The following is a 16,534-nucleotide window of genomic DNA, read 5'->3' as shown; positions in this document are numbered from 1 at the left end:
CGGATGGAGATGTTCGTTGTCGATGAAGATGTGGCGCGCTGGGAGCAGTCCCTGCCCGCGCTGCACGGCGCCGAACGCCTGCACGCGCTGCTGCCGCTGGCCTGGCACCTGCGCCAGCGCGATACCGTGCGCGCGCTCGCCCTGGCCCGCGAAGCGCTGGACCTGCTTCCCGGCGCCGCCCTGCCCGCGCCGGAACGCGCGCTGGCCGAGGTGCGCATGGCGCTGGTGTTTGCCGAGTCTTGCTGGCTCAATGGCGCGCTCAACGAGGCGCTGGCGCGGGCAGGCGCCATCCTCGCCACCTGCACCGACCCGCTCGCGCGCGCCGACGCATACTGGCTGCTCGCCGCGATCGCGCTCGATCGCGGCGACCATGGCGACGTCGAACAGCAGTTCGGGCTGGCCGCGGAGGCGGCGCGCGACGGCGGCGACGAACTGCGCGCCCGGCTCGCCGAGGCCGCGCTGGCCCGTTCGCTCCTGTTGAAAGATCGCGACGCCGCGCTGGCCCGCTGGGGTGACCGGATGAATGCATCAGGGGCCGCCGGTCACCCCGCGCTGACCGCCTGGATCAGCGACTTTCAAGCGGTCGCTGCCAACCTGGCGGCCGATTTCAGCGTCTCCGCTACCTGCTTCATGCGCTCCCACGAAGCGGCGCTGCAAAGCGGCCAGCTGCGCAGCGCAATTAACGCCGCCTCGAATATCGGCGAAAACTTCACGATGCTGGGCGACCACCAGACCGCGCTCGAATGGCACCAGAATGCGCTGGCGCTCGCGCGGCCGACGGTCTGGCCGAAGACCGTGAGCGGCTGCCTGATGCAAAGCGCGAACACCCTGCGCCGCCTGGGCCAGCTCGCGGCCGCCCAGGACATGCTCGACCAGGCGCTGGCCACGCTCAAGCCGGTGGAGAACACGCGCAGCTACGCCATCGCACTGCAGTACCAGGGTGAGCTGTCGCTCGACCGCGATGATTTTCACGCCGCGCTGGCCACGTTCCAGGCCCTCGAGGCGCGCGCCGAAATGCTCGGCCAATCGGATTTCCAGAGCACTGCCAAGCGCGGGCAGGCCCACGCGCTGCTGCGCCTTGGGCGCGCCGACGAGGCACTCGAGGCGGCGGCCAGCGCCATGACCCTGGCGGCCGAACGGACCCTGGCCCACAGCCGCATCGATGCGCTGCGGGTGATGGCCATGATCCACGCCTCCCACAGCCTGCCGGCGCCGCGCGGCATGGTGGAACCGACCGCTTCGCTGCACTATCTGCGCGAGGCGCTGGAGGCCGGCGCCGGCATCGACCAATATTGCGCACCCGCGGGTCTGCATGACACGATGGCGCGCGAATATGCAGCCGCGGGCGACTTCGCCCGCGCCTACGAATCGGCCTTGGCCGCCGGCGCCGCGCGCGAGAAAACCCACGGGCAGGAAACCACCAACCGCGCCATCGCGATGCAGGTGCAGCACCAGACCGCGCAGGCGCGCAGCGAGGGCCAGCATCACCGCGAGCTGGCCAGGGTCGAAGCGCTGCGCGCCCGGCAGCTGCAGCGCACCAGCGAGACGCTGGCGCGGCTGTCAGCGATCGGCCAGGAGATCACCTCGCAGCTCGACGCGCGGGCCGTGTTCGACGTCCTGGCCGGCCACACCGGCGCGCTGCTCGGCGCCAGCACGCTTACGGTCTACCTGACGGACGAAAGCGGCTCGCACCTGCAGCGCGCGTTCGGCGCCGAGCCGGGCTGCCCGCTGCCGCCCAGTTCCATCCCGCTGTCGAACGAGCAGGCCGTGTCGGTGCGCTGCCTGGGCGAGCGGCGCGAGATCTACATCCCGCACTGGCCCGACGCCGACCAGCGCATGGTGGCGCGCGACGATCGCCTCTGCGCCCTGTTCGTGCCGCTGGTCGTGGGCGAACGCGCGATCGGCGTGATGGCGGCGCAGGCGCCCCACTCGCACGCCTACGGCGAGGAAGAGCGGCTGGTGTTTCGCACCCTGTGCGCGTACGGCGCGATCGCCCTCGACAACGCCGCGGCCTACCGCCAGCTGAAGGACGCCCAGTCGCAGCTGGCGTCGCAGCAAAAGCTGGCCGCGCTCGGATCGCTGATGGCCGGCGTCGCCCACGAACTCAATACCCCGATCGGCAACAGCCTGCTGATCGCCAGCACCATGCAGGCCAAGACCGAGGACATGGAGGCCCTGCTGAACGGGCGCGGCCTGCGCCGCTCCGACCTGGCGGCCTATCTGGCCGAGACGAAGACGGCGTCGGTGCTGGTGCTGCGCGGCCTGGCCAGTGCGGCCGAACTGGTCAACAGCTTCAAGCAGGTCGCGGTGGACCGCACCACCGAGCAGCGGCGCCAGTTCAATCTGCTGCAGGTATGCCGCGAAAGCGTCGCGACGATGATGAACCGGATCCGCGGCGCGGGCCACGAGATCGAACTGCGGATCGGCGAACAGATTGTCCTCGACAGCTATCCGGGCCCGTTCGGCCAGGTCGTCACCAACTTCATCAACAACGCGCTGGTGCACGCGTTCGGCGGCAAGCGGGGCGGCCGAATGGTGCTGTCGGCCGAAACAAGGGTCGCGGGCCGCGTGCTGTTCGAATTTCGCGACGACGGCGTCGGCATCCCGCCCGAGCACCTGAACCGCATCTTCGATCCCTTCTTCACCACCAGGCTCGGACAGGGCGGCAGCGGGCTGGGGCTGTCGATCAGCTACAACATCGTCACCGTGCTGCTGGGCGGCCAGGTCGCGGTGAGCTCCGGCGCGGCCGGGGGCGCCTGCTTCACGCTGGACCTGCCGCTGGTGGCGCCGCGGCCGAAACCGGGCGCGCACGACCAGGATGACCCGTCGATCTGACGCGCCACCCGGGCCCTGGTCAAGCGGCGCCGGCTCCATGGAAATAAGTGGCAAATCCTGCAATCCTGCCCGATAATCCAGCGCATGAAATCCGCCAAACATCGCCCGATCGCGCTGCTGACACTGCTCCTTGCGGCCGCTTGCGCGCCGGCCAGCGCAACAGCCGTCACGCCGGCCCAGGACTGCACCGACATCCGCGGGACGGAGAGCATCATTGCCGGTCACCGGATCGTCATGGTCGGCGAATTGCACGGCACAAAAGAGATGCCCGCCATGTTCGCTCGCCTCGTTTGCGCCGCGCTGGCGCGCGGGAACGCGGTCGCTGCCGGTCTCGAATTGCCGGCCGCCGAGCGCAAACCGCTGGCGGCCTTTCTGGCTTCCGACGGCGGCGAAAGTGCGCGCAGGTCCTTCCTCGCGACGCCGTTCTGGAAGCAGTGGCTGCCCGATGGCCGGAGCAGCCGCGCCTACGTCGAGATGGTGGAGTCGTTTCGCGCGATGCGCCGGCGCGGACTGCCGCTGACTGTGTTCGTGCTGGAGGAGCAAGCCGGCGCCGTTTCCCCTTCAACGAGCCGCGATGAAATCATGGCGGCCAATGTGAAGCGGCGCTACCAGGCAAATCCGCGGGCGCTGGTCATGACGTATTCGGGAAATATTCACAATATGCTCAACATCCCCCGATATATGCCCGACCTTCCGGCGCCCATGGGATTCGAACTGCGGGACCTGAAACCGGTTTCGATCAACTTGACGGCGTCCGGCGGAACCGCCTGGAACTGCCAGCCTGAATGCGGCATCCACGCCCATCCATTCGGCGCATCCGCCGCCCTGGTTCGCGACCCCGCCCTGGTCTTGGATGCACCCTCCGACGCATATTCCGGCCACATCGACATCGGCGCCACCACGGCATCGCCGCCGGCGGCCGCAACCGCGCCCTAACCCACCGAGTTTCCCGAAGAGCAGCAAACCCCTTATAATTGTCTGCTAGCCGCCTCAAAAAGTTGCCTGTATGTCCACCAATAAACCCATCAAGCACTTCCTCCAGTTCTCCGACTTCACGCTGGCCGAATTCGAGTACGTGATCGAACGCGCCAAGATCATCAAGCGCAAGTTCAAGAGCTACGAGATCTACCACCCGCTGATCGACCGCACCCTGGTGATGGTGTTCGAGAAGAACTCGACCCGCACCCGCCTGTCGTTCGAGGCGGGCATGCACCAGCTGGGCGGCGCCGCGATCTACCTGAACACGCGCGACAGCCAGCTCGGACGCGGCGAGCCGGTCGAAGACGCCGGCCAGGTCATGAGCCGTATGTGCGACATCATCATGGTGCGCACCTTCGGCCAGGAGATCATCGAGCGCTTCGCCGCCAATTCGCGCGTCCCCGTCATCAACGGCCTGACCAACGAACACCATCCGTGCCAGGTGCTGGCCGACGTGTTCACCTTCGTCGAGCACCGCGGCTCGATCGCCGGCAAGACCGTGGCCTGGATCGGCGACGCCAACAACATGCTGTACTCGTGGCTGCAGGCTGCCGAGGTGTTCGGCTTCCACCTGAACGTGTCCACGCCGAAGGGCTACGACATCGACATGTCGCAGGTGGCCACCAAGCGCTTCACCTTCTTCGACAATCCATCCGACGCCTGCGAGGGCGCGCACCTGGTCAACACCGACGTCTGGACCAGCATGGGCTACGAGAAGGAGAACGCCGAGCGCCTGCAGGCCTTCGCCGGCTTCATGGTGGACGCGCCGAAGATGGCGCGCGCCAGCCCCGACGCGCTGTTCATGCACTGCCTGCCCGCCCACCGCGGCGAGGAAGTGTCGGCCGACGTCATCGACGGCCCGCAGTCGGTGGTGTGGGACGAGGCGGAAAACCGACTGCACGTGCAGAAGGCGCTGATCGAATACCTGCTGCTCGGCGAAATCTCCGGGCGCTGATTTATCAAACTACTCAAGCAATTCAACGGAAAACCATCATGAGCGATATTAAAAAAGTAGTCCTCGCCTATTCGGGCGGCCTCGACACCTCCGTCATCCTGAAGTGGCTGCAGGATAACTACGGCTGCGAAATCGTCACCTTCACCGCCGACCTGGGCCAGGGCGAGGAACTCGACCCGGCGCGCGCCAAGGCGCTCAAGTTCGGCATCAAGCCGGAGAACATCTACATCGACGACGTGCGCGAAGAGTTCGTGCGCGACTTCGTGTTCCCGATGTTCCGCGCCAATACCGTGTACGAAGGCGAATACCTGCTCGGCACCTCGATCGCCCGTCCGCTGATCGCCAAGCGCCTGATCGAAATCGCCAACCTGACCGGCGCCGACGCCATCTCGCACGGCGCCACCGGCAAGGGCAACGACCAGGTGCGCTTCGAGCTGGGCGCCTACGCGCTGAAACCGGACGTCAAGATCATCGCCCCGTGGCGCGAGTGGGACCTGCTGTCGCGCGAGAAGCTGCTGAAGTACGCGGAAGACGCCGGCATCGACATCGACATGAAGCACAAGCAAGGCGGCGCGCCGTACTCGATGGACGCGAACCTGCTGCACATCTCCTTCGAAGGCCGCCACCTCGAGAACCCGAGCGCCGAAGCGGAAGAATCGATGTGGCGCTGGTCGGTCAGCCCGGAGAACGCGCCGGACCAGGCCGAATACCTCGACCTGGAATACGAGCGCGGCGACATCGTCGCACTGAACGGCGTGCGCATGTCGCCGGCCGCGGTGCTGACCGAACTCAATCGCCTCGGCGGCAAGCACGGCATCGGCCGCCTCGACCTGGTCGAGAACCGCTACGTCGGCATGAAGTCGCGCGGCTGCTACGAAACCCCGGGCGGCACCATCATGCTCAAGGGCCACCGCGCAATCGAGTCGATCACGCTGGACCGCGAAGTGGCGCACCTGAAGGACGACCTGATGCCGCGCTACGCCTCGCTGATCTACAACGGCTACTGGTGGGCGCCGGAGCGCGTCGCGCTGCAGACCCTGATCGACCACACCCAGGCCACCGTGAACGGCTGGGTGCGCGTCAAGCTGTACAAGGGGAACGTGATCGTCGTGTCGCGCGACTCAAAAACCGACTCGCTGTTCGACATGAACATCGCCACCTTCGACGAAGACGGCGGCGCCTACAACCAGGCCGACGCCGGCGGCTTCATCAAGCTCAACGCCCTGCGCATGCGCATCGCCGCCAAGGCGCGCGCCAAGCGCGGCCAGTAAGCCTGGCTGTCGCCGCGAAGGCCGCCTGCGGGCGGCCTTTTCTATAGGTATCGTTTTCGCTCCTGCGCAGGCAGGAGCCTATGCTGAATCCGCTCACACTCAGCATGGGTTCCTGCCTGCGCAGGAACGACAACCCGCCCCCTTAAAACATCACCGCACCCCGCTATCGCGCCCCATCCCCACCGGCAAAATGGTACATTGTCGGCGATCAACATATGCACCCCGGAGATTTCATGTTTAAAGACCTGAGCATCAAGAACAAGCTGGTTTTCGGCCTCGGCTCGATCGTCGCCATCATGCTGTTACTGCTCGCGCTTGCCTACAACAACTTCTCCCGCCTGTCCGAAGCAAACCGCTGGGACCGCCACACCCTCGAGGTGCTGCTCGAAACCAACCACATCACCACCTCCCTGCTGCAGGTCCAGACCGCCACGCGCGGCTTCATGTTGACCGGTAACGAGACCCTGGTGACGCCGATCGAAAAGGAAGAGGCCGAAGCACGCGCCCACCTGGCCAAGTCGCGCGAGCTGACCAGGGACAATCCGAACCAGCAGGAACGCCTGCGCCGGCTCGAGCCGATGCTCGATAACTGGATCAACAACGTCATCACGCCGCTGATCGAAAAGCGCCGCGAATTGAACAAGACCGCCGGCGTGTCGCAGCAGGTCGCCAGCGCCGCCGATGTGCTCAACGGCGCGCGCACCATCGCCGAGATCCGCAAGCTGATCGACGACATCGCCGACGAAGAAAACCGCCTGCTCGCCGCGCGCAGCACGGAATCGGCCGCCCTGCAGCAACACCAGTTCCTGCTCCTGAGCGCCGGCGGCGTGTTCTGCCTGGTGCTGGCGGCGGTCATCGCCTGGCTGCTGATCAAGGCGCTGCTGCACCCGCTGAACAACCTGACCGGCGTGGTCGGCCAGATCGCCGCCGGCGACCAGTCGGCGCGCGTGGCCATCGCGTCGAACGACGAACTGGGCAAGGTCGCGGTCGAATTCAATCGGATGGCGCAATCGATCCAGGACAGCCAGGCCAAGGAACTCGCTTCCACCAACGAGTTGCGCGCCAAGGTCGACGCGCTGCTCGGCACCGTCTCGAAGGCGGCGTCGGGCGACCTGACCGGCGAGATCACGATCAGCGGCGCCGACGCCATCGGCCGCCTCGGCGAAGGCCTCAAGACCATGTTCGACAACCTGCGCATCCTGCTCAACAACGTGCAGAAGGCCGGCATCCAGGTCACCACCTCGGCCACCGAAATCGCCGCCTCGGCCAAGCAGCAGGAAGCGACCGGCATCGAGCAGGCCCAGACCAGCGTCGAGATCCTGTCGACCACCAAGGAAATTTCGGCCAACACCACCCAGCTGCTGCGCACCATGGAAGACGCGACCGCGGTGGCCGATTTCACCACCACCGCCACCGCCGAGGCGCAGGGAAACCTGAAACGCATGGACCTGACCATGCAGCACATGGTCGCGGCGACCGACTCGATCAACGCCAAGCTGGCCGCGCTGTCCGAAAAGGCCAGCAACATCAACAGCGTTCTGATCACGATTACCAAGGTGGCCGACCAGACCAACATCCTGTCGCTGAACGCCGCGATCGAAGCGGAGAAGGCGGGCGACGCCGGCCGCGGCTTCTCGGTGGTGGCCACCGAGATCCGCCGCCTGGCCGACCAGACCTCGGTATCGACCTGGGACATCGACCAGATGCTCAAGGAGATGCAGTCGGCGGTGTCGGCCAGCGTGATGGGCATGGACAAATTCTCCGAAGAGATCCGCCGCAGCGTCGGCGAAGTGCGCCAGGTCGCCGAACAGCTGTCGTCGGTGATGGACCAGGTGCAGAAGCTGGCGCCGCAGTTCGACCTGGTGCTGCAGGGGATGCAGTCGCAGGCGGTCGGCGCCTCCCAGATTTCCGACACCATGATGCAGCTGAACGACGCGACGCAACAGACCGTCGAATCGCTCAAGGCCACCAGCGAAGCGGTGCACCAGCTGCAGTACGCGGCAAGCGACCTGCAGTCCTCGGTCGCCACCTTCGCCGTGAACGCCTGAGACGGCGATGAAAGTGCTGGCGTTTTCGATCGGGCCTGACCGCTACGGCTTGCGCCTGGGGTCGATCGCGCGCGTGCTGCCGGTGGTCGAACTCAAGCAGATTCCGCTCGCGCCGCCGTTCGTCGCCGGCCTGATGGACCTGCACGGCGAGCCGGTGCCGGTGATCGACCTGTCGCGCCTGGCCGGCTTCACGCCCGATGCGGTCTGGTTCGATACGCGCATCGTGCTTGTCGACTACGGGCCGCACCAGCTGGGCCTGCTGGCCGAGCACGTGACCGGCGTCGAAACCATCGACGACGCCGCGCTGGCCGGCAGCGGCGTCGATGGCGCGCCTTTCCTGGGACAAGTCGCGCCCGGCGCCGCCGGCATGCTGCAGCTGGTCGAAGTCGAGGATTTGCTGGCTCCGGACGTGCGCGCGCTGCTGTTCCCCGCGGGAGCGCCGGCATGAGCGCGCGCGCCATGCTGCAACGCGCGACCGGGCTCGAAGTGAGCCAGCAGGCGGTCGACCGCGCGCTGCGCGAGCGCATGGCCAAATGCGGCATCGACGACGCCGGCCGCTACCTGAAAACAATCTCCCCTGAAGAACTGGCGGCGCTGGTCGAACTGGTGGTGGTGCCCGAGTCGTGGATGTTCCGCGACCCCGAAGCGTTCAAGGCCGCCACCGCCTTCGTCCAGCGCCGGCTGGCCGAACGGCCCGAGCGCATCGTGCGCATCCTGTCCCTGCCCTGCGCCGGCGGCGAGGAACCCTACTCGATGGCGATGTCGCTTGCCGACGCCGCGGTGGACCCGGGGTCGTTTCGCATCGACGGCATGGACCTGTCGTCGGTGGCGCTGGAGCGCGCGATGGCGGGCCGCTACACGCGCAACGCCTTCCGCGGCCGCGACCTGGCGTTCCGCGAGCGCCATTTCACCCGCGTCGGCGACGAATACCAGATCGGCGACGCGCTGCGCAGTCAGGTCAGCTTCGCGCAGGGGAATCTGCTCGAGTTCGATGTCAGCGCCGCGGCCGGACGCTACGATGTGGTCTTCTGCCGCAACCTGCTGATCTACTTCGACGAGCCGACCGCCGCCGCCGCGATCGCCATCCTGCGCACCTTGCTGGCCGACGACGGCATGCTGTTTGCCGGTTACGCCGAGGTGCCCTCCTTCGTGCGCAACGGCTTCGCGCCGCTGCGCGTGCCGGGCGCATTCGCCTTGCAGAAGACCCCGGCCGCAGTCGCTCCTCCGGCTCCCGCAGCAAAACGCGTAGCACGCGTCGCCGCAAAACATGGGGTCAGGTCCGCCGGACCTGACCCCGTCCTTGTCGCGAAGGCCGCTCCGCAGAAAGCGCCCGCCCCCGCCGCTCCGGTCGACCTGCTGGCGCAGGCCAGGAGCCAGGCCGACCGCGGCGACTACAAGGACGCGGCCGCTTCCTGCCACGCCTTGCTGGCGAAGGAACCGAACGCCGCCGAGGCCTACTACATCCTCGGCCTGGTCAGCGAAATCGAACGCAAGCCCGGCGCCGCCGACGGCTACTGGCGCCGCTGCGTCTATCTGCAGCCCGACCACTACGAGGCGCTGTGCCACCTCGCCCTGCTGGCCGACCAGGCCGGCGATACCCGCCAGGCCGACACCTTGCGCCAGCGCGCCGCCCGCATCTACGGGCGCCGCCAGCATGACGGAGGCGCGGCGCGATGAACACCATTCCGATCCAGATCGACGACTGCTGGAACCGAATAGGCGTGAGCGGCGACCAGAGCTGCGGCAAACTTGAGCAGCACGTCCACTGCCGCAATTGCGATGTCTATTCCGGCGCCGCCCAGCGCAACCTGCAGCGGCCGGTCGGCGACGCCTATCGCCAGGAGTGGGCCGAGCATTTCCGCCAACCCGCCTCGCGCGACGCCGCCAACGACCAGTCGGCGCTGGTGTTTCGCATCGGTCGCGAATGGCTGGCGCTGCCGACCGCCACCATCGGCTCGGTCGCGCCGATCGCGTCCAGCCACAAGCTGCCGCATCGCGCCAGCCGCGCCCTGCTCGGCATCGCCAGCGTCGGCGGCAAGCTGACGCCGTCGATGTCGCTCGGCGCCCTGCTAGGCATCGACGAGCACGATGCGCCGGCCACCGTCGGCCGCCACGTATTCGCGCGCCTGCTGGTGATGCGATGGGAAGGCCAATCGTTCGCGCTGCCGGTGGCCGACCTGCACGGCATCGCGCGCTACCCGCAGGCCAGCCTTGCGGCGCCGGCCGCCACCATCAACAAGGGCCTCGACCGCTTCCTCACCGGCGTGCTGACGCTCGGCGAGCTGCGCGTCGGCGTGCTCGACGCCGCGCTGGTCGGCCACCAACTGACAAGGCTGCTGCGATGACCCAGGAAGACCTGAGCCAGTTTTCGATGCAGGACCTGTTCCGCATGGAGGCGGAGGGCCAGACCCGCACGCTGACCGACGGCCTGCTGGCAATGGAGCGCGGCGCCGGGGACGCCGCCACCATCGACTCGATGATGCGCGCCGCGCACTCGATCAAGGGCGCCGCGGCCATCGTCGGCCTCGACGTCGTGGTTCAGCTCGCGCACGCCATGGAAGACGCCTTCGTCGCCGCGCAGCGCGGCGCGCTCCAGCTCACGCCGCGCCGCATCGATGTGCTGCTGGCCGGCGTGGACCTGATCGTGCAGGTGTCGGCGCTCGGCGAAGAAGGCCTGCCGGCCTGGTTCGCGCAGAACGCCGAGCGCATCGCCGCCGCGATGCAGTCGATCGCGCAGATCGAACACATCGAGGAGGCACCGGCGCCGCCGCCCGCCCCCGCCGCCGCGCCGCCCGAGCCGGAACCGCCGGCGCCGGCGCCGCGCGCCGCCCAGCAGAACTACGACCAGCTGCTCGCGCTGGCCAGCGAAACGCGCATCAACGCGCACCAGCTGGTGCCGGTGGTCGAATCGCTGCAGCGCTTCAAACGCCACCAGGCCAGCCTGTTCCAGGCCATCGAGCAGCTGCATGAAGCGCTGGTGCGCACCGCCGATCCGGGCCTGGTCGAGCAGTCGGCGCTGGCCCTGCAAAAGACCCACCCGCTCAAGCAGATCCTGCACGACCACATGGCGGAACTCGACAGCTACGAGCGGCGCGTCCTGACCGTGTCGAACAACCTGCTCGACGAAGTGCTGGAACTGCGCATGCGCCCCTTCCGCGACGGCGTGCACGCGTTCGGGCGCATGGTGCGCGACCTGGCGCGCAGCCTGGGCAAGGAAGCCGGGCTGACCATCAGCGGCGAGGACACGCTGGTTGACCGCGACATCCTGGCCAATATCGAAAACCCGCTGAACCACATGCTGCGCAACGCCGTCGACCACGGCATCGAGACGCCCGCGCAGCGGCTCGCCGCCGGCAAGCCGGCCGCCGGCGCGATCCGCCTCGAAGCGCACCACCGCAACGGCATGCTGTCGATCGTGATCAGCGACGACGGCGCCGGCGTCGATCTCGAAAGGATTCGCCAGGCCGTGGTCGCGCGCAAGCTCGCCAGCAGCGCGATGGCCGCAGCCATGTCGCCGGCCGAACTGATGGAGTTCCTGTTCCTTCCGGCGTTCAGCCTGAAGGAAACCGCCAGCGCCATTTCCGGCCGCGGCGTCGGCCTCGACATCGTGCAGCAGGCCATCCGCGCCCAGAACGGCAGCGTGCGCATCGAGTCCGAGCCCGGCCGCGGCACCCGCACCTTCATCACGCTGCCGCTGACCCAGTCGATCGTGCGCGCGCTGGTGGTCGACGTGCGGGGCGAGGCGTACGCGATCCCGATCGTCAAGGTCGAGCGCGTGCTGATGCTGCCGCAGTCCGAACTGCACACGCTGGAGCGCAAGCAGTTCTTCGACCTCGGCGGCGAGCACCTGGGTCTTGTCTCTGCGGCGCAGGTGCTCGAGCTGGGCCAGATGGAACCGTCCGCCGGCGACCTGCCGGTGGTGGTGATCGGCTCGGGCGCGCGCCGCTACGCGCTGGTGGTCGACGCGATCCGCGGCGAGCAAAGCCTGGCGGTGCAGCCGCTCGACGCGACCTTCGGCAAGCTGCGCGACATCGCCTCGGCCGCCCTGCTCGACGATGGCGCCCCGGTGCTGATCCTCGACGTGGCCGACCTGCTGCTGTCGATCGACAAGCTGCTGCACGAAGGCGGCCTGCACCAGCTGGCGCCTACGGGCGGCGAGGAACAGGCGAAGGTCAAGCGCGTGCTGGTGGTCGACGATTCGCTCACGGTGCGCGAGATGGAGCGCAAGCTGCTGCAAGGCCGCGGCTACCAGGTCGATGTCGCGGTGGACGGCATCGATGGCTGGAACGTGGTGCGCAGCGCCGACTACGACCTGGTCGTCACCGATGTCGACATGCCGCGCATGGACGGCGTCGAACTGGTGGGACTGATCCGCAAGGACCCGCGCCTGCACAAGCTGCCGGTGATGATCGTGTCGTACAAGGACCGGCCGGAAGACCGCGCGCGCGGCATGGCGGCCGGCGCCGACTATTACCTCACCAAGGGCAGCTTCCACGACGAGACCCTGCTCGACGCGGTGCTCGACCTGATCGGGGAGGCCGGCGCATGAAGATAGGCATCGTCAACGACATCGCCATGGCCGCCGAGGCGCTGCGCCGTGTAGTCGCCGGCAGCGGCAAGCACGAGGTGCTGTGGGTGGCCCGCAGCGGCGAGGAAGCGGTGCGCCTGTGCGCCGCGCAGCGCCCCGACCTGGTGCTGATGGACCTGGTCATGCCGGGCATGGACGGCGTCGAGGCCACCCAGCAGATCATGCAGGCGTCGCCGTGCGCGATCCTGATCGTGACCGCGCAGCCGCAGGACAATGTCGGCCAGGTGTTCCGCGCCCTCGGCGCCGGCGCGCTCGACGTCACCGCCACCCCGCTGCTGATGAAAGGCGGCGCCGGCGACGCCCACCTGCTGGCCAAGATCAAGACCATCGGCAAGCTGATCCGGGTAAGCCTGGCCGAGCCGGCGCAGGCGCCCCGCCCGGCCGGCGGCGCGGTCCGGCACCTGCTGGCGATCGGCGCCTCCACCGGCGGCCCCGGCGCGATCGCGAAGATATTCGGCGGCTGGACGCCGGCGCCCGGCACCTCCATCGTGGTGGTGCAGCACATCGACGCCAACTTCGCCGGCCACTTCGCCAAATGGCTGGGCGACCAGCTGACGATGCCGGTGCGCGTGATCGAGGAAGGCGACGCCCTCGAGGCCGGCGTCATGCACGTCGCCCGCACCAACGACCACCTGGTGCTCGACGCCGGCCACCGGATGCATTACGATGCCAACCCGCGCGACTATGCCTACCGCCCGTCGGTGGACGTGTTCTTCCGCTGCATCGCGGCGCACTGGGAAGGCGAGGCGACCGGCGTGCTGCTGACCGGGATGGGACGCGACGGCGCCGCCGGCCTGCTGGCGATGCGCCAGGCCGGCAAGGCCACCATCGCCCAGGACCAGGCCAGCAGCGCCGTGTACGGCATGCCGCGCGCGGCGGCCGAGCTCGACGCGGCGCAGCGCATTCTCTCGCTCGACAACATCGGCGTCGCTTTGCGCAGTAGAATTGGCGATCACCTGTAATCCCGCATAGACGAAGAGAACAAACGATTCATGTCAGCAGTCACCGCCAACACCAGCACCGCCGACCCGGCCGTCACCCAATTCAAGGTCCGCGTGCTGCTGGTCGACGACCAGCCCATCATCGTGGAAGCGGTGCGCCGCATGCTTGGCGAGCAGACCGATATCGAATTCCACTATGTCACCGACGCGACCACCGCGCTGGCGATGGCGCGCCAGCTGCAGCCGACCGTGATCCTGCAGGACCTGGTGATGCCGGAAGTGGACGGCTTCACCCTGATCCGCGACTACCGCGAGGACGAGGCGCTGAAACACGTGCCGGTGATCGTGCTGTCGGCGAAGGAAGACCCGAAACTGAAGGCGCACAGCTTTGCCGTCGGCGCCAACGATTACGTGGTCAAGCTGCCCGACCGTCTCGAACTGCTGGCGCGCATCCGCTACCATTCGTCCGGCTACATCTCGCGCCTGCAGCGCGACGAAGCCTTTGCCTTCCTGCGCGCGAGCCAGCGCAACCTGGCCGACGCCAACATCGAATTGCAGAAGCTCGCCGCGCTCGACAGCCTGACCGGCATCGCCAACCGGCGCCGCTTCGATGAGGTGATGCGCGCCGAATGGCAGCGCGGCCAGCGCGAAAAGAAGCCGCTGTCCTTGATCATGTGCGACCTCGATTGCTTCAAGGTCTACAACGACAGCTTCGGCCACCTGGCCGGCGACCTGTGCCTGAAGAAGGCCGCGGCGGTGCTGACCGAACACCTGAAGCGCCCGGCCGACGTGGTGGCCCGCTTCGGCGGCGAGGAGTTCGCCATCGTGCTGCCGGCCACCGGCCCGGAAGGCGCGCTGCTGATCGCCAACGCCTGCCGCGACCACCTCGAACGCCTTTCGATCGACAATCCCCAGGCGCCCGGCGGCCTGGTCACGATGTCGCTGGGCGTGGCCACCATCGTGCCGTCGAAGGCCAGCTCGCCCGAGGCCCTGATCGAGAAGGCCGACAAGGCGCTGTACGCCGCCAAGAACGACGGCCGCAACCGCGTCGTGGTCGCGCCGGACTAGACGAACACCGGTTCCGGCTCGAGCTGCACGCCGTAGCGCGCGGCGACGTCGGCCTCGATGGCGCGCGCCAGCGCCAGCACGTCCTCGCCGCGCGCCCCGCCGTTATTGACCAGCACCAGCGCCTGCTTCGGATACACCCCGGCCGCGCCGAGGCTCCTGCCCTTCCAGCCGCACTGGTCGATCAGCCAGCCGGCGGCCAGCTTTTCGCTGCCGTCCGCCTGCGCGTGGTGCACCAGCGCCGGGAACCGCGCCAGCAGCTCGGCGCAGCGCTCGCCCGTCACCACCGGATTCTTGAAGAAGCTGCCGGCGTTGCCGATCACCGCGGGGTCGGGCAGCTTGCGGCGGCGGATCGCCACCACCAGGTCGCTGACCTCGCGCGCGCTCGGAGCAAGCAGGCCGGCCTGCTGCGCCGCCTGCGCCAGTTCGGCGTAGCGCAGGTTCGGCTGCCAGACGGTAGGCAGCGCGAACGTCACGTCGACGATCACCAGGCCGGCGCCGGCGGCGTGCTTGAACACGCTGTCGCGGTAGGCGAAGCGGCACTGCTCCGCGTCCATGCTGCGCAATTCGCCGCTCGCGGTGTCGTACGCCGTCAGCGAATGGAATACGTCCTTCGTTTCGACGCCATACGCGCCGATGTTCTGGATCGGCGCCGCGCCCACGGTGCCGGGGATCAGCGACAGGTTTTCCAGCCCGCCCAGCCCTTGCGCGAGCGTCCACTTGACGAATTCGTGCCAGTTTTCGCCAGCCGCCGCGCGCACCAGCGTATGCCCGCCACGCTCGCCCAGCACCTCGCGCCCCTTGATCGCCATGTGCAGCACCACCCCGTCGAAGTCCCCAGTGAGCACGATGTTGCTGCCTCCGCCCAAGACCAGGCGCCGCATGCTTGCGAGCCGCGGCTCGGCCAGCGCGGCGGCCAGTTCGGCGACGCTGGCTATCTTCACGTAGCAGCGCGCGCGCGCATCGATGCCGAAGGTGTTGCAGGTCTGGAGGGAGAAATCGTGGGAAATGGCGAGGTCTGGAAGCATGGCTGGCATTCGTGGTTTCGAAGATTATAAGTGGAAACTATGGGCCAGCCCGCCCGTTGTCCGTTAAAATATCGCCATTCATAATCAGCAAGAAAAAGGAATTCATCATGCCCTCGTTTGATGTGGTCTGCGAAGCGGACATGGTCGAAGTGAAAAATGCGGTCGAACAGTCCAACAAGGAAATCACGACCCGCTTCGACTTCAAGGGAAGCTCGGCCAAGGTGGAACAGAAGGAAAACGAGCTGACCGCCTACGCCGACGCCGATTTCCAGCTGTCGCAAGTGCGCGACGTGCTCACCAACAAGCTGGCCAAGCGCAAGGTGGACGTGCGCTTCCTCGACGAGGGAAAGATCGAGAAGATCGGCGGCGACAAGGTCAAGCAGGTCATCAAGATCAAGAACGGCATCGAGACCGAAGACGCCAAGAAGATCGTGCGCGTCATCAAGGACAGCAAGATGAAGGTCCAGGCCAGCATCCAGGGCGAATCGGTGCGCGTCACCGGCGCCAAGCGCGACGACCTGCAGGCCGCCATGGCGATGCTGCGCAAGGACGTCGCCGACCTGCCGCTGGAATTCAACAATTTCCGCGACTAGTTGGACTGTCGTACCAGGGCTCGGCGCCCCCCTTGGCTGGTACCCATGCTGACCCGGCGCTTGCCACTTTGCCCGCTCGGCATGGGTGCCAGCCAAGGGGGCGCCGAGCCCTGGCACGACAACCATTAAAAGTGTTGCTTCGTATAACACCTCGTGAAACCCTCACCTGCTTAGGGTAGAATTGAGGATGTGCAAACTCGTCTGCTTCCGACTGTGTTAGCGCGCTAAGAAC

The 16,534-nt window shown here is 67.5% G+C and carries 13 protein-coding genes; 12 read left to right on the top strand and 1 reads right to left on the bottom strand.

The window, feature by feature from the left end; all coding sequences use genetic code 11:
- Window positions 1-3 precede the first annotated feature (3 nt).
- From Q4S45_RS04185 to Q4S45_RS04135, 11 genes are all read left to right on the top strand, one after another.
- Window positions 4-2,835: an ATP-binding protein gene (locus Q4S45_RS04185; protein ID WP_305509442.1), complete on the top strand. Its 2,832-nt coding sequence runs from the start codon at window positions 4-6 to the stop codon at window positions 2,833-2,835.
- Between the two features lie 84 nt (window positions 2,836-2,919).
- Window positions 2,920-3,771: a hypothetical protein gene (locus Q4S45_RS04180; protein WP_305509440.1), complete on the top strand. Its 852-nt coding sequence runs from the start codon at window positions 2,920-2,922 to the stop codon at window positions 3,769-3,771.
- A 70-nt stretch (window positions 3,772-3,841) separates the two neighbouring features.
- A complete protein-coding gene (argF, locus tag Q4S45_RS04175) occupies window positions 3,842-4,768 on the top strand; it encodes an ornithine carbamoyltransferase (protein ID WP_305509438.1) in 927 nt (308 codons plus the stop codon).
- Between the two features lie 38 nt (window positions 4,769-4,806).
- Window positions 4,807-6,039: an argininosuccinate synthase gene (locus tag Q4S45_RS04170; protein WP_305509436.1), complete on the top strand. Its 1,233-nt coding sequence runs from the start codon at window positions 4,807-4,809 to the stop codon at window positions 6,037-6,039.
- Between the two features lie 233 nt (window positions 6,040-6,272).
- Entirely contained in the window at window positions 6,273-8,087 is a 1,815-nt protein-coding gene (locus Q4S45_RS04165) for a methyl-accepting chemotaxis protein (protein WP_305509434.1), read from the top strand.
- Between the two features lie 7 nt (window positions 8,088-8,094).
- Complete coding sequence (locus Q4S45_RS04160; protein WP_305509432.1) at window positions 8,095-8,535, top strand: chemotaxis protein CheW; 441 nt, start codon at window positions 8,095-8,097, stop codon at window positions 8,533-8,535.
- Entirely contained in the window at window positions 8,532-9,764 is a 1,233-nt protein-coding gene (locus Q4S45_RS04155) for a protein-glutamate O-methyltransferase CheR (protein WP_305509426.1), read from the top strand. The genes Q4S45_RS04160 and Q4S45_RS04155 overlap by 4 nt, the downstream gene beginning before the upstream one ends.
- The gene (locus tag Q4S45_RS04150) at window positions 9,761-10,432 is read left to right on the top strand and encodes a chemotaxis protein CheW (RefSeq protein WP_305509425.1); all 672 of its coding nucleotides are present in this window, start codon (window positions 9,761-9,763) and stop codon (window positions 10,430-10,432) included. The genes Q4S45_RS04155 and Q4S45_RS04150 overlap by 4 nt, the downstream gene beginning before the upstream one ends.
- Window positions 10,429-12,636 carry a hybrid sensor histidine kinase/response regulator gene (locus tag Q4S45_RS04145; RefSeq protein ID WP_305509424.1) on the top strand — a complete coding sequence of 736 codons (2,208 nt, stop codon included), beginning with the start codon at window positions 10,429-10,431 and terminating at the stop codon, window positions 12,634-12,636. The genes Q4S45_RS04150 and Q4S45_RS04145 overlap by 4 nt, the downstream gene beginning before the upstream one ends.
- Window positions 12,633-13,637, top strand: a complete 1,005-nt coding sequence (gene cheB, locus Q4S45_RS04140) for a chemotaxis-specific protein-glutamate methyltransferase CheB (protein WP_305509422.1) — start codon at window positions 12,633-12,635, stop codon at window positions 13,635-13,637. Before Q4S45_RS04145 ends, cheB begins: the two co-directional genes overlap by 4 nt.
- Before the next feature lie 30 nt (window positions 13,638-13,667).
- Window positions 13,668-14,684, top strand: coding sequence for a diguanylate cyclase (locus tag Q4S45_RS04135; RefSeq protein ID WP_305509420.1), 1,017 nt, complete (start codon window positions 13,668-13,670; stop codon window positions 14,682-14,684).
- Here the strand turns inward: Q4S45_RS04135 and murB are convergent.
- Entirely contained in the window at window positions 14,681-15,709 is a 1,029-nt protein-coding gene (gene murB / locus Q4S45_RS04130) for a UDP-N-acetylmuramate dehydrogenase (RefSeq protein WP_305509419.1), read from the bottom strand. The two genes, Q4S45_RS04135 and murB, sit on opposite strands and share 4 nt — an antisense overlap.
- Window positions 15,710-15,816: 107 nt before the next feature.
- On the opposite strand from murB, the gene Q4S45_RS04125 reads away from it, so the two are divergent.
- Window positions 15,817-16,302, top strand: a complete 486-nt coding sequence (locus Q4S45_RS04125) for a YajQ family cyclic di-GMP-binding protein (protein WP_305509417.1) — start codon at window positions 15,817-15,819, stop codon at window positions 16,300-16,302.
- Window positions 16,303-16,534: the final 232 nt, after the last annotated feature.

The sequence above is a fragment of the Massilia sp. R2A-15 genome, from assembly GCF_030704305.1.
Classification (GTDB): Bacteria; Pseudomonadota; Gammaproteobacteria; order Burkholderiales; family Burkholderiaceae_D; genus JAFCUW01.
Note: the sequence above shows the minus strand (reverse complement) of the source record. Positions and strands in the feature narration are given on the sequence as shown.